The organism is Gellertiella sp. DMC107 (assembly GCF_056313605.1).
Genome location: NZ_JBQUZZ010000001.1, coordinates 231,375 through 244,046, shown reverse-complemented (window position 1 = coordinate 244,046; position 12,672 = coordinate 231,375). Strand labels below are relative to the sequence as shown.

The 12,672-nt window shown below is 61.6% G+C and carries 11 protein-coding genes; 8 read left to right on the top strand and 3 right to left on the bottom strand.

The features are described from left to right. Window positions 1-143 precede the first annotated feature (143 nt). Window positions 144-1,088 (bottom strand): HAD-IIA family hydrolase, encoded by a 945-nt coding sequence (locus ACT54B_RS01105; protein ID WP_476042207.1) that lies wholly within the window; start codon window positions 1,086-1,088, stop codon window positions 144-146. 299 nt (window positions 1,089-1,387) lie between these two features. On the opposite strand from ACT54B_RS01105, the gene ACT54B_RS01100 reads away from it, so the two are divergent. The 7 genes from ACT54B_RS01100 (at window position 1,388) to ACT54B_RS01070 (ending at window position 9,003) form a co-directional block, all read left to right on the top strand. Continuing rightward, window positions 1,388-2,875, top strand: coding sequence for a PAS domain S-box protein (locus ACT54B_RS01100; protein ID WP_476042205.1), 1,488 nt, complete (start codon window positions 1,388-1,390; stop codon window positions 2,873-2,875). Continuing rightward, window positions 2,862-3,482, top strand: a complete 621-nt coding sequence (gene fixJ / locus ACT54B_RS01095; RefSeq protein WP_476042203.1) for a response regulator FixJ — start codon at window positions 2,862-2,864, stop codon at window positions 3,480-3,482. Before ACT54B_RS01100 ends, fixJ begins: the two co-directional genes overlap by 14 nt. A gap of 117 nt (window positions 3,483-3,599) precedes the next feature. After that, window positions 3,600-3,956, top strand: coding sequence for a response regulator transcription factor (locus tag ACT54B_RS01090; RefSeq protein ID WP_476042202.1), 357 nt, complete (start codon window positions 3,600-3,602; stop codon window positions 3,954-3,956). A 200-nt stretch (window positions 3,957-4,156) separates the two neighbouring features. Then, window positions 4,157-4,792, top strand: a complete 636-nt coding sequence (locus ACT54B_RS01085; RefSeq protein ID WP_476042200.1) for a helix-turn-helix domain-containing protein — start codon at window positions 4,157-4,159, stop codon at window positions 4,790-4,792. 309 nt (window positions 4,793-5,101) lie between these two features. Further along, window positions 5,102-5,992, top strand: a complete 891-nt coding sequence (gene aguB / locus ACT54B_RS01080; RefSeq protein WP_476042198.1) for an N-carbamoylputrescine amidase — start codon at window positions 5,102-5,104, stop codon at window positions 5,990-5,992. Window positions 5,993-6,056: 64 nt separating this feature from the next. Next, window positions 6,057-7,379 carry a vanadium-dependent haloperoxidase gene (locus tag ACT54B_RS01075; RefSeq protein ID WP_476042196.1) on the top strand — a complete coding sequence of 441 codons (1,323 nt, stop codon included), beginning with the start codon at window positions 6,057-6,059 and terminating at the stop codon, window positions 7,377-7,379. A 1-nt stretch (window position 7,380) separates the two neighbouring features. Next, complete coding sequence (locus ACT54B_RS01070; protein ID WP_476042195.1) at window positions 7,381-9,003, top strand: CRTAC1 family protein; 1,623 nt, start codon at window positions 7,381-7,383, stop codon at window positions 9,001-9,003. Between the two features lie 63 nt (window positions 9,004-9,066). Here ACT54B_RS01070 and ACT54B_RS01065 read toward each other — a convergent pair whose 3' ends face one another. Together ACT54B_RS01065 and ACT54B_RS01060 are read right to left on the bottom strand one after the other, a co-directional pair. Then, window positions 9,067-10,314 carry a calcium-binding protein gene (locus ACT54B_RS01065; RefSeq protein ID WP_476042194.1) on the bottom strand — a complete coding sequence of 416 codons (1,248 nt, stop codon included), beginning with the start codon at window positions 10,312-10,314 and terminating at the stop codon, window positions 9,067-9,069. A 191-nt stretch (window positions 10,315-10,505) separates the two neighbouring features. Then, entirely contained in the window at window positions 10,506-11,447 is a 942-nt protein-coding gene (locus ACT54B_RS01060; protein WP_476042192.1) for a LysR family transcriptional regulator, read from the bottom strand. Window positions 11,448-11,597: 150 nt separating this feature from the next. On the opposite strand from ACT54B_RS01060, the gene chvE reads away from it, so the two are divergent. Next, on the top strand, window positions 11,598-12,665 hold the full coding sequence (chvE, locus tag ACT54B_RS01055) for a multiple monosaccharide ABC transporter substrate-binding protein (protein ID WP_476042189.1): 1,068 nt from the start codon (window positions 11,598-11,600) through the stop codon (window positions 12,663-12,665). Window positions 12,666-12,672 lie beyond the last annotated feature (7 nt).

Genomic DNA, 12,672 nt, shown 5'->3' with positions numbered 1-12,672 from the left:
CAATAGGCAGTGGATTTTCCGCCTGACGCCCGGGACGCATGCCGGCCAGCAGTCGGTAGCAGGATGTGGGTAGCCTCGGCCAGCGGAGCGGTCAACGGCCCGGCTTCGACCAAATCTGGGTCAAGGAGGCCTCCGGCGCCGAACTAGATGGTGGGCAGGATATGATCCGGAACGATCCCCGACCGGGCAATCGCCGCCGGAATGTCGAGCCCTTTCAGCATGCCATGGCGGGTGGCGAGTGCCGTTTTCCATCCCGCGGCCGCAGCGCCCAGGATATCGGTGTGCAGCGTATCCCCGATCATGCAGATCCGATCGGGGCGATGACCGGGAAAGCGCTGCCGAACCAGATCGTAGATCGAAGGAAAAGGCTTGCCGTGGAAGGCGACGTGGCCGAGACCAAGCTCGGCAAGACGGTAACCGAAGAAGCCGGGCTCGGTGCTGAGCCCATCCTCCCGGGGCGCGATGATATCCGGATTGGCGACGATCACCGGTCTCGGATTGTTTTTCAGGGATGCTTCCAGCAGGGCCTGCTTGCCCGCGCTCCATCGAAGCGTCGACAGGAACAGGAAGCCTTCGGCCGTATCGAAATCCGCTTTGTGTTCGGGAAACGTGGCTTCGAGGAGGGCGCCCGCTTCGGCGGCCGCAAGGCCGAGAACGGTCCATCGCGTCACCGCCGTCCTTCCCGCCAGCGCGGCCAGGGCAGCCTGACGGCTTGTGACGATGTGATCGGCTGCGAAATCAAATCCCAGCCGCTTGAATTTGTGGCACGCGGCTTCCCCATCATAGCTTGCGGCATTGGAGAGGATGATACAGGTCTTGCCCATCGCGGTCAGCGCGGCCATTCGCGCGACTGCTCCGGGAATTGCCGTCTCTCCCACGTTCAGAACGCCGAAGGCGTCGAACACGAAGAGATCGTAACGGTCGGCCAGCAGGCCAAGATGATCGACGCTTTCGCTGCTGGCGGGAAAGATCGCCTTCGGGAAATGATGCCGGATCGCTTCATAGGCCTCAAAGGCGCCAAGCTGGTCGAAGCGGGGAAGCATGTCGCCCCCGGGCATTGAAAACAGGTTCGAGGTGGTCTCGGTCATGGTCGGTTTCCGGCGGGAAAGGGGGTGCATCGGTCGATGCGCCGATCTGAAGACAGAGCCAAGTTGTGCGCCTTGCGCAAGCCCGGAAGCCTGTTTTTTCAACGCAAGGATCCTTCGCTCCTGATCATCCAAAGCTCACGCGGGAAGAAACCTCTGTCGATTGTTCTATAAGTAATATTAGACTTTAACTTTTCTCTACTTGGTTGAAATTGTCATTTATCAAATTCTACCCTATTCCTATCTTTGCGGTAGAAACAATTGATTCAAGACCGGCCGGAAAAGGTCGGGTGGTCCGGAACATGAAAGATTGGATTCGTCATATCCTTGCACGGCAGATATCGGGCATTCCGGGCCTGATCCTGTCCTTTCTTGCCGTGGCGGTGGCCTTTCTTGCGCGCGTTTCGCTGTCGGGCTGGCTGGAAGACAGGGCCGTTTTCACGCTTTTCATCCTTCCGATATTGCTTGTCGCGCTGCTCAGCGGACTTGGGCCGTCGCTGCTTGCGGTGGCATTGTCTTCGGTAGCCGCGACCTGGATCAGTTCCCGCGAGGGCGGGGTGCATGGGCTGGAAGCCCTGATCTTCGTGGCGGTGGGCACCTCCGTGGCCTTCATCGGCGAAGCTTTGCGCAGTGCCCGGATTTCCAACCAGCACAGCCGAAACGAGCTTGAGCGGCGCGAGGCGCATCTGAAATCCATTCTGGATACCGTTCTCGATGCCACGGTCGTCAGCACGCGGGAAGGCACGATCGTCTCGTTCAATGCGGCGGCCGTTCGCCAGTTCGGCTATCAGGAAGAGGAGGTCATCGGCCAGAACCTGCGGATCCTGATGCCGGAGCCCTATCGCGGGGAGCATGACGGCTATCTGCAACGCTATCTCAGGACGGGGGAAAAACGGATCATCGGGATCGACCGCGTGGTTGTCGGGCGCCGCAAGGACGGGTCGACCTTTCCGATGAAACTGGCGGTCGGAGAAACCCGCTCGGGCGGCGAGACCTTCTTTACGGGATTTATCCGGGATCTCACCGAGCGCGAGGAAACCGCGACACGGCTGCAGGAAATCCAGGGTCAGCTCGCCCGTCTGGCGCGGCTGAACGAGATGGGGGAAATGGCGTCCACTTTGGCGCATGAATTGAACCAGCCTCTTTCGGCCATCGCCAATTACATTCATGGATGCACCCGTCTGCTTCAGGATATAGACGGAGCCGTTGCAGCCCGGATGCGCGACGCGCTCGAGGAAACGGCCCGCCAATCCCTGCGCGCCGGCCAGATCATCCGCCATCTCCGGGAATTCGTGACGAAGGGGGAAACCGAGAAAAGCGCGGAGAATATCCGCAGCCTCGTGGAAGAGGCGGGGGCACTGGCGCTTGCCGGCTCTCGGGAAAAGGGCGTGCGGACCGTCTTCGATTTTCGTCCCGGTGCGGACTTCGTCTTCGTCGACCGGATCCAGATCCAGCAGGTCCTGACCAATCTGATGCGCAACGCCATCGAGGCCATGCAGGGACAGCCGGTGCGGGAAATGATCGTACGGACGGAACGGGTTGGCGACGAGGAAGTTGCCGTTGTGGTCGAGGATACGGGCCCCGGGATCTCGGAGGATATTGCTGCCGATCTCTTCAAGCCCTTCACCACGACCAAGCCGGGCGGGATGGGCATCGGCCTGTCGATTTCCCGGCGCATCGTGGAGGCCCACGGCGGACAGATGAATGTGTCGAGAAGCGAAGGGGGCGGGGCCTGTTTCCGCTTCACGCTGCCGGCCCTGAAGGAAGGAGATGAAGATGGTGCAGCCTGACGTGACCGTACATCTGGTCGATGATGAGGAAACCGTTCGCAAGTCGCTCGCCTTCATGCTGACGATGAACGATTTTACCGTCCGCATGCATGAAAGCGCGACGGCCTTTCTCCAGTTCGCGCCGCAGGTGCGGGCCGGCGTGCTCGTGACCGACCTTCGCATGCCCGACATGAGCGGCGTGCAACTGATCCAGTCCCTTTCGGGCGTGAAGGCCCGTATTCCCGCCATCGTCATGACCGGCCATGGCGATGTCCCCATGGCGGTCGAGGCCATGAAAGCCGGAGCACTCGATTTCATCGAGAAGCCCTTCGAGGACCGGGTGATGATCGACGCCATCCGGAATGCCGCGACCCATGTGGCGCCCGATGCGGAGGCGACGGACGATTCGGACGCCGTGCGCGAGCGGCTGGCGCAGCTGACGGACCGCGAGCGGCAGGTGTTTTCCGCCGTGGTATCCGGCCTGCCGAACAAGTCGATTGCCTATGATCTCGACATTTCGCCGCGCACCGTCGAGGTGCATCGCGCCAATGTGATGACGAAGATGCAGGCGCGGAGCCTGCCGCAGCTCGTGCGCATGGCGCTTTCGGTCGGGTTCGACACCCCGTAATTTACCTTGCGCATAAATACGCAGGGAAAAAATTGACCTGCCTCAAATTTTCCGATCGTGAGTCCCGGTATTGTCGGCATGGCGCTGGACGCTGCATCACAATCGGGACTTCCAAACTTGAAATCCACAAAGACCATAGCGGTTATCGTCCGCGACGAGGCTTTGCTGGCATCCCTGACATTTGCGTTGGGGGTGGAGGGTTTTTCCGTGGCGGCCTACGGCACCTGGCCCGCGGACCTGGCCACCCGTTCCGACATCGGATGTGTGGTGCTGGATTCCGAAAACTACCGTTTCGACCGGGCGGCACGCGAAGCGCTCGCTTCCAGCCGCATACCCGTGCTGTTCCTCTCGGACAGCCTTTCGCCTGTTCCCGAACATGACAGCGTCGTCGGTATCGGCAAGCCTTTCCAGGGCAAGGACCTGGTAGAGGCGGTCGGGCGCATGGTCGCCATTCCGGCATCCGACCGGTCCTGAACCGGCGCGCGACGGGGCCATCTGCCGTCACTAGGGAATAACCCGTAGGGACATAAACGAATTTTCCGCCCTGCCTGTCTCTGTCATCTTCCTCTCAACAACAGCGCATCGCCTGCCGACCGGGGGCGTTCGGAGAACCAGGCGATACGCTGTTGTCCTGGAACGGCCGGTTTCGGCTTTTGCGATCAACGGAGGCATCCATGCAGACTGCGGAATTCACGGCTTTTGCCGCACGACTCGGCGCTCTTGGTATCGATGTTCCCGGGCATTCGCTGAGGCCCGCTTCGGTCCGGACCTATACTTCGGGGGCGGAGATCTATGCGCAGGGCGATCGGGCGGGTGAGCTCTACGTGGTGGAATTCGGAGCAGTCCGGATCCACCGTCTGCTGGCGGATGGAAGGCGACAGGTCATCGCCTTCCATCTCGCCGGCGAGATCTTCGGCTTCGAGGCGGCTTCCTCGCGCAGTTTCTTCGCGGAGGCGATTTCCGCCACCGGCGTAAGACCCCTTTCGGGACTGGGTGCCGATGCGGCGCATCTGATGCCTCTGGCTCTGGAGGGAATGCTTCGGGCTCAAACCCATCTGCTGGTCATCGGCCGGCAGTCTGCGGTCGAGCGCATCGCGGCCTTCCTTCTGGATATGGCGGACCGCCAGGGCGACGAAACCCGCATCGAACTGCCGATGCCGCGGCTGGATATTGCCGATTATCTCGGGCTCACGATTGAAACCGTATCGCGCACCTTCGCGAAGATGCGGTCGAGCGGGCTCATTTCGTTGCAGGGAACGCGAAGCGTGAAACTCGTGAAGCGTGACGTGCTGATGGATCTCTGCCGCTAGGAGAGCGACAGCGCCTTCCTTCCATGCTGCCATGGAAAGAAGGGGATTCGCTTTCTGGGCCTGCGGCGGCGGGTGCCGGAAGGCAGGCAGAGACGGGAAGCGGGCAGGGTTCATCCCTCCCGAGTGCAGACCGACGGACGCGAATCTCCCGCGCTTCCCGCTTCCCATTTTTATTGACGAGGTTCCTCCCGGGACGCGATCTTCCCCTGCTGCCCGCTTCCTCTTGCGAACGGGTCCTGCATCTGCTCGACTGCGGCATTTCCTCTCCGGCCGTCAGTCGGGAGAGGAACAGGCACAGGGGAAGTTCGGATGCGCAAGATCAGGGTCGCGGCCACGCAGATGGCCTGCAACTGGGACCGGGACGGAAACATCGAGAGGGCCGAACGGCTCGTCCGCCAGGCGCACGCGCAAGGCGCGCAAATCGTCCTGCTCCAGGAACTTTTCCAGACACCCTATTTCTGCCAGGAGCAGACTCCTGCCCATCTCGGTCTTGCCAATCCACTTGAAGAAGACCGGGCGGTGAATCATTTCAGGCACCTGGCGCGCGATCTTCAGATGATGATTCCGGTTTCCTATTACGAGCGGGCCGGCCTGGCGCTCTATAATTCCCTCGCCATGATCGATGCGGATGGCACCATTCTCTTCAACTACCGGAAATCCCACATCCCCCAAGGGCCGGGATATGAGGAGAAATATTACTTCAGTCCCGGCGATACCGGCTTCCGGGCCGTGAAGACCCGCTATGCCACCATCGGCTGCGGGATTTGCTGGGACCAGTGGTTTCCGGAAGCCGCCCGGGCCATGGCGCTCCAGGGAGCGGAATTGCTGTTCTACCCGACCGCCATCGGCACCGAGCCGCATGACCCGACGATCGACTCCTCGGGGCATTGGCAACGCACCATGCAGGGACATGCGGCGGCGAATGTGGTGCCGGTCATTGCTTCCAATCGCATCGGCGTCGAGGTGGAGGGGAAAACCACCTGCACCTTCTATGGAAGCTCCTTCATTGCCGATCACAAGGGCGCCCTGGTGGCCGTGGCGGGGCGCGACGAAGAGGCCGTGCTGGTTCATGAATTCGACCTGGACGCCATGGCGGAGTACCGGCTCGCCTGGGGTCTCTTCCGCGACCGCCGCCCCGATCTTTATCACGCGGTGGGGACACTGGACGGGCGCACGGAGTCTGCTAAGAATAAAGAATAATAATCGATTTAAATAAGGGAATCGGCCGCCGCGCAAGAAGCTGGTCATCCCGGGGGGAGTTGTCATGAGAGTATCGAAAGGCGCGCCTGCTGCGTTCCTGTTTTTCCTTGTCCTGTCCGTCTTTGCCGGTGCTTTGCCGGCCCGTGCGGACCGTATGGCGCCGGAGACCGTGCTGCGGACCTGGTACGGTCTGGTTCTGGAGCTGGTGCGGCATACGCCCAACTATTCGCCGCCGGTTGCCAGCCGCTCTTTCGCCTATCTGGGCGTGGCCGCCTATCAGGCGGTGGCGGGCGATCATACGCATCTGAAAACCCTTGAAGGCCAACTGAACGATCTCAAGGATCTGCCCCGGCGCGACGTGGGCGCCACCTATGATGATGCCATCGTGCTCAATGCCACGCTGTCGGTCGCGACCAAGGCGCTCTTCGACCGGACGGGGCCGACAGGCCAGCATGCCTTTTCCCGCATGAACGAGAAGATGCATGCGGCGGTCTCGGACGGCATCGATCCGGCGGTGGTCGAGCGCAGTGCCCGTTTCGGCGAGGAGATGGCTCGCGCAATCCTCAAATGGTCCGAGAGCGACGGCGGTGCGGTGGTGGAAAACATGGGTTTCCCGCTGGAATACACCCTGAAGACCGGCCCGTCGCACTGGGTGCCGACCTCTCTCATCCGTCAGCAACAGGTTCCGCTTCTTCCCGAATGGGGCAAGAACCGCCCCTTCGCCATGCCGAAGGGCTCGTCCTGCCGTCTGCCGGCACCGCCGGCCTATAGCGAGGAAAAAGGCTCTGCTTTTTACAAGGAGGCCGAGGAGGTCTACACCACGGTCAAGGGTCTGAGCCCCGAGCAAAAGACCATCGCCCGGTTCTGGTCTGACGATCCCATGCTCTCGCCAACCCCGCCCGGCCACTGGATTTCCATCGGCTGGCAGGTGCTGGATGCCGAGAAGGCGGATCTGCCGACCACCGTCGACGTGATGGCACGGCTCGGTATATCCGTCGCCGATGCCTTCATCGGATGCTGGGATACCAAGTTCGAATTCGATCTCATCCGCCCCATCAGCTACATCAAGCGGGTGATGGACCCCAAATGGGAAGCTCTGCTGATCACGCCGCCTTTCCCGGAATTTCCGAGTGGCCATAGCACCCAATCCGGTGCGGCGGCCGTAGTTCTTGCCGGCATTTTCGGCGAGAAGCATGCCTTCACCGACGCGACGCATGAGGCAGACGGGATTGCCGCGCGCAAGTTCGACAGTTTCTGGCAGGCCGCCGAAGAGGCCGCAATCTCGCGCCTTTACGGCGGCATCCATTTCCGCTCGGCCATCGAGCGGGGGCTGGAGCAGGGCAAGTGTGTGGGGGCCTATACGGTCGCCCTGAAGACGAGGATGTAGGATGAGCCCCTTTCGTATCGCGCTGGCTTTGGCCTGGCTGCTGCCTGCCGGGATCGTCATGGCGGAAGACGCACCGGTTCCCCTGCCCACCATGCCTTCCTTCGTGGAGGAAACGCAGACATCCGGTCTCTCCTCCAAATATGAGGGCGACTGGGAATTCATGGTTGGAGGCGGGGTGTCCGCTTTCGATTGCGACGGCGACCGGTATCCGGACCTGCTCCTCCCGGGCGGGAAGGAAAAAGCCCGGCTCTATCGCAATATCAGCAAACAGGGCGACGCACTTCGCTTCGAGGAAGTCAAGGACAGCAGCCTGGAGGTAGACAATCTGCTGGGCTCCTATCCGATCGATATCGACAGCGACGGTTTGACGGACCTCGTGCTGTTGCGGCGGGGAGAGAACCTCGTGATGCGGGGCACCGGCGCATGCCATTTCGAGCGGGCGAACGAGACCTGGAACTTCAAGGGCGGCGACGCCTGGACCGCGGCCTTTGCGGCGACGTGGGAGCGCGGCAATGATTGGCCGACACTGGCCGTCGGCAATTATATCGATCCGAAGGCGGACATGATGCCTTGGGGCTCGTGCACCGACAACTGGCTGCACCGGCCGGAGGCGAGCGGAAAGGCGCGCCGCTTTGCCGATCCGTTGCCGCTGAAACCCAGTTTCTGCGCTCTTTCCATGCTGTTTACCGACTGGAACCGGTCCGGCACGCCGTCGCTTCGCGTCTCCAACGACCGCGAATATTACAAGGGTGGGCGAGAGCAGATGTGGCATGTGGAGCCCGGCAAGGCGCCTGTCCTTTATACGGAGGCCGAAGGCTGGAAATATCTGCGCATCTGGGGGATGGGCATTGCGAGCTATGATCTCGATTTCGACGGCTATCCGGAATATTTCCTGACCAGCATGGCCGACAACAAGCTGCAGACGCTGGTGGAGCCGCCCAAGGACGGCAAGGGGCCTGCCGCCTACAAGGATGTTGCCTTTGCCAAGGGCGCGACCGCGCACCGGCCCTATACCGGCGGTGACTGGCACCCTTCCACTGCCTGGCATACGGAGTTTCAGGACGTCAACAATGATGGACGGGTGGATCTCTTCATCGCCAAGGGCAATGTGGCGGAAATGCCGGATTTTGCGGCAAAGGACCCGAACAACCTGCTCGTGCAGAACGAAAAGGGCAATTTCGTCGAAATGGGCGACAAGGCCGGCGTCGCCAGCATGAAGGTATCGCGCGGTGCGGCGCTTGCCGATTTCAATCTCGACGGCAAGGTGGATCTGGTGGTGACGAACCGCTGGAGCGATGCTGAAATCTGGCGCAACGAGACAGCGGATGCCGGGAATTTCATCGCGTTCCGCCTCCTGCAATCCGGTGCGAACCGGGACGGGATCGGCTCCTGGATCGAAATTCGCCGCGATGGGCATGTGATGCGGCGGGAGATCACCATTGGCGGCGGGCAGGCTGGCGGGCAGCTTGGCTGGGTCCATTTCGGTGTGGGTAAGGACAAGACAGTGGAGTTTCGTGTCCTTTGGCCGGACGGTACGGCGGAGGCGTGGCAGACCGTGGCTGCGAACAGCTTCTATCTGCAATCTCCCCATGCGAGCGCCGAGGCGTGGAAGCCGGCGCGCTGAAATGGCGGGCAACCTGGCGGCGGGAGGCCGGGGCAGGCGTGGACGCCATGCCCCGGCGCGCGATCAGTAGATCAGGAAGTCCCGGTAGGAGAGATTGCGCAGGTTGGGCGCCAGCTCCGCAAACTGGATGGCCGCTCCCTGTCCGTTGCCATCGGCATCGTAGAAGAGCTTGCCTGTATCGGTTTCGTAAATGATGCGCTGCGTTGCCGAGGTCGCGGCACCCGTCAGGTTCGCCGCGAAGGCGGTCCCCGCCAGAAAGCCGGCCGGGCCAATTGCCGTGAAGACCGCGTCATCCAGCTTGATCGTGTCCTCGACATCGAAGAAATCCGTGATCTTGTCCACATTGGTCGTTCCGTTGAGCGCGGTGGAGAAGACGAAGAAATCGGCGCCCTTGCCGCCCGTCATCACGTCGTTGCCGGCACCGCCATCCAGCCGGTCATCTCCGGTACCGCCCTCCAGCCTGTCCGCGCCCGCGCCGCCGTTCAGCGTGTCGTTTCCATCGTAACCGTAAAGCTTGTTGTTCCCGCTGTTGCCGGTCAGAACGTTGCTGCGCAGGGTGCCGAAGCCATTCACGTTCCGGTTGCCTGTCAGGGTGAGGTTTTCGACCTCTCCTGTTATCTGGGCATTGCGCAGGTCATAGCTGGTCTCATTGGCGACGATCGTGTCGATCCCGGCGCCACCGTCGTCGGTCTCGTTGATCCAGTCGTCCAGTCCGTCGACATAATAGGTATCGTTGCCGGCGCCGCCGACGAGAAGGTCCTCGCCATCCGTGTTGTCGGCTCCGATCAACTGGTCGTCGCCTGCGCCGCCATACAGCATGTCGTCACCCAGCCCGCCCGTGAGGCTATCGTTGCCGGCCAGGCCGTGCACGATATCGCTGCCGTCGTCGGCATCGATCGTATCGTCGCCGGCCGAGCCGTCGATGCTGTTGTCTGCGGAATTGCCGACAATGCGCTCGATACCGGTCAGGTTGACCGTGTGAAGATCCAGATCGTTCTGCCCGGTCGCCAGCTGGATCCGGTCATTGCCGGTCCCGCCGTTGATCGCCGTGACGCCGGCGAGGCGGCTGTTGCTGAGGATGAAGATATCGTCGCCGGCCGATCCCTGGAGGATTTCGATGTTAGTGAAGGTGCCGGGCTGGGTAATATCCATTGTGCCCGCTGCCGTCAGGCGGAGGGTATCGTTGCCCGCCCCGCCGTCGATCCGGTCGGACGCCTGCAGCCCCGTCGGTGGATTGACATCGATGATATCGTCGGATGCCGCGACGGTACGCTGCACCCTGATGTTCACATATTTGACGCCGGAGGCCATGGAGAAGCTCCTCTCCCAAAAGAAATATTTATGTGACTAAAATAGAAAATGCGCCGATTACCACTTGTGAGAGGATAATGGCTGTTACCATTTAACGAGTGCTAAATAATGAAATTCGAATTGTCCAGTGATCGCATTCTCTTGCGGGCAGGCTCTGCAAGTCTCGCGCAAGGCTCGCGCTTGCAGGGCGCTTACGCGCTGTCGCCGAGCAGCATCTGCGCCATGCGGGAAGCGGCCGGCGTGAGCACCGTGTCGGCCCGGGTCATGAAGCCGAAGGGTTCTACTTCTATCCCGAGTTCGATCGGCAGGACCCGATAGGGGGCATCCGGCCCCTGGGTAAAGGCGACGCAGACCGCATTGGCAAGCGGTGCGATCGCATTGGACTGCTGGAGAAGCGCAAGCGTCAGCAGAAAGGATGCCGTCGAGAAGCGCTGCGTCGGTTCAGGCAGGCGAAGCGCCCGCAGGCGCGCCATGACCGTTTGCGACAACAGCGATTCCGGCCCCGGCATGACCCAGTCGTAAATCATCAGCTGGGCGGGATCGATCGGCATGCTCCGCTCCAGTGGATGCCCCTTGCGCACCATCAGCGATACCGGTTCGGAAGCGATCATCCGCGCGGCCAGCATTTCGCGCTCCGGTCCCACCGGAAGCCGGCCGATGGCAAAGTCGATGCGGCCGGACAGCACCTGCTGGCAGAGCACGTCCGACGTGCCGACCACGACTTCATAGGTTACCTTGGGCAGGACAACGCGGGCGGTGCGAAGAAGCGGGAGGACGCGATCCAGCGCCGGACCGGTCACCGAGCCGATCCGCACATGCCCCACATTGCCCATATCGATTTCGGTGACGTCGCGGGCGGCATCGCGCAGTTCCATATGGATCCGGCGCGCGCGGAGGGCCAGTGCCTCGCCGACCGGGGTGAGGATGACGCCGCGGCCGGTCCGCTCATGGACCGGACGACCCACGATTCGCTCGATTTCCCCCAGCAGGCGAGATGCGGCCGGCTGGGCGATGCCAAGCCTTCGGGCGGCATCGCTGATCTGGCTGCTGTCAGACAAAGCCTCCAGCAGCCGCAGGTGGGAAAGCTTCAGGCCGCGTTGCAGCAGGATGTCGGCGGTTTCCAGTGTAGTCATAACATTTTGGCCATATCCAAATCACCAAACATTATTTGACTGACATGCTGCGAGATTGCAATCGTTCCGCCACGGTCGCCAGGCTGAAGAGGGCTGGCAAGAGGACCGGACATGTGCCGCAGGAGGTAATGCGGCCCCGAGGAGGACATCATGAATCTTTTCAAGAAAGCGCTTTCGGCGCTTGCAGTGACGGCTGTGCTGGTTTCCGGCACGGCATTTGCCGGCGACAAGGGCACCGTCGGCATCGCCATGCCGACGAAGTCGTCGGCCCGCTGGATCTCGGATGGCAATTCGATGGTCGAGCAGTTCAAGGCAGCCGGTTACGACACCGATCTCCAGTATGCCGAAGACGATATTCCGAACCAGCTCTCGCAGGTGGAAAACATGATCACCAAGGGCCACAAGGTCCTCGTGATCGCGGCGATCGACGGCACCACGCTGTCCAACGCGCTGGAAAATGCCGCAGCTGCCGGCATCAAGGTCATTGCCTATGACCGCCTCATCCGCGACAGCGGCAATGTGGACTACTACGCCACCTTCGACAACTTCAAGGTCGGCGTCCTGCAGGCGACCTCGCTGGTCAACGGCCTGAAGGAGCGCTTCCCGGATACGAAGCCGTGGAACGTGGAACTCTTCGGCGGTTCGCCGGACGACAACAACGCCTTCTTCTTCTATGACGGCGCAATGAGCGTGCTGCAGCCCATGATCGACAAGGGCGAGATCGTGATCGGTTCCGGCCAGACCGGCATGGACAAGGTCGGCACCCTGCGTTGGGACGGTGCCGTTGCCCAGTCGCGCATGGACAATATCCTGTCGGCCAACTACGGCGACAAGCAGGTTCACGGCGTCCTGTCTCCCTATGACGGCCTGTCCATCGGTATCCTGTCCTCGCTCAAGGGCGTCGGCTACGGTTCTGGCGACCTGAAGATGCCGATCGTGACCGGTCAGGACGCGGAAGTCCCGTCCGTCAAGTCGATGATCGCGGGCGAACAGTATTCGTCGATCTTCAAGGACACCCGCACGCTTGCTGGCGTCACCGTGAAGATGGTCGATGCCATCCTCCAGGGCAAGGAGCCGGAAATCAACGACACCAAGACCTACAACAACGGTGTGAAGGTCGTTCCGTCCTACCTGCTCGAGCCGCTGCCGGTCGATGCCAAGAACTACGAAGAGGTTCTCGTCAAGTCCGGTTACTACACGGCTGACCAGCTGAAGTAAGCCATCG

Coding starts and splice junctions, on each gene's coding strand:
- ACT54B_RS01105 (WP_476042207.1), bottom strand. CDS start 1,088: ATGACCGAGACCACCTCGAACCTGTTTTCAATGCCCGGGGGCGACATG.
- ACT54B_RS01100 (WP_476042205.1), top strand. CDS start 1,388: ATGAAAGATTGGATTCGTCATATCCTTGCACGGCAGATATCGGGCATT.
- fixJ (WP_476042203.1), top strand. CDS start 2,862: ATGGTGCAGCCTGACGTGACCGTACATCTGGTCGATGATGAGGAAACC.
- ACT54B_RS01085 (WP_476042200.1), top strand. CDS start 4,157: ATGCAGACTGCGGAATTCACGGCTTTTGCCGCACGACTCGGCGCTCTT.
- aguB (WP_476042198.1), top strand. CDS start 5,102: ATGCGCAAGATCAGGGTCGCGGCCACGCAGATGGCCTGCAACTGGGAC.
- ACT54B_RS01075 (WP_476042196.1), top strand. CDS start 6,057: ATGAGAGTATCGAAAGGCGCGCCTGCTGCGTTCCTGTTTTTCCTTGTC.
- ACT54B_RS01070 (WP_476042195.1), top strand. CDS start 7,381: ATGAGCCCCTTTCGTATCGCGCTGGCTTTGGCCTGGCTGCTGCCTGCC.
- ACT54B_RS01065 (WP_476042194.1), bottom strand. CDS start 10,314: ATGGCCTCCGGCGTCAAATATGTGAACATCAGGGTGCAGCGTACCGTC.
- ACT54B_RS01060 (WP_476042192.1), bottom strand. CDS start 11,447: ATGACTACACTGGAAACCGCCGACATCCTGCTGCAACGCGGCCTGAAG.
- chvE (WP_476042189.1), top strand. CDS start 11,598: ATGAATCTTTTCAAGAAAGCGCTTTCGGCGCTTGCAGTGACGGCTGTG.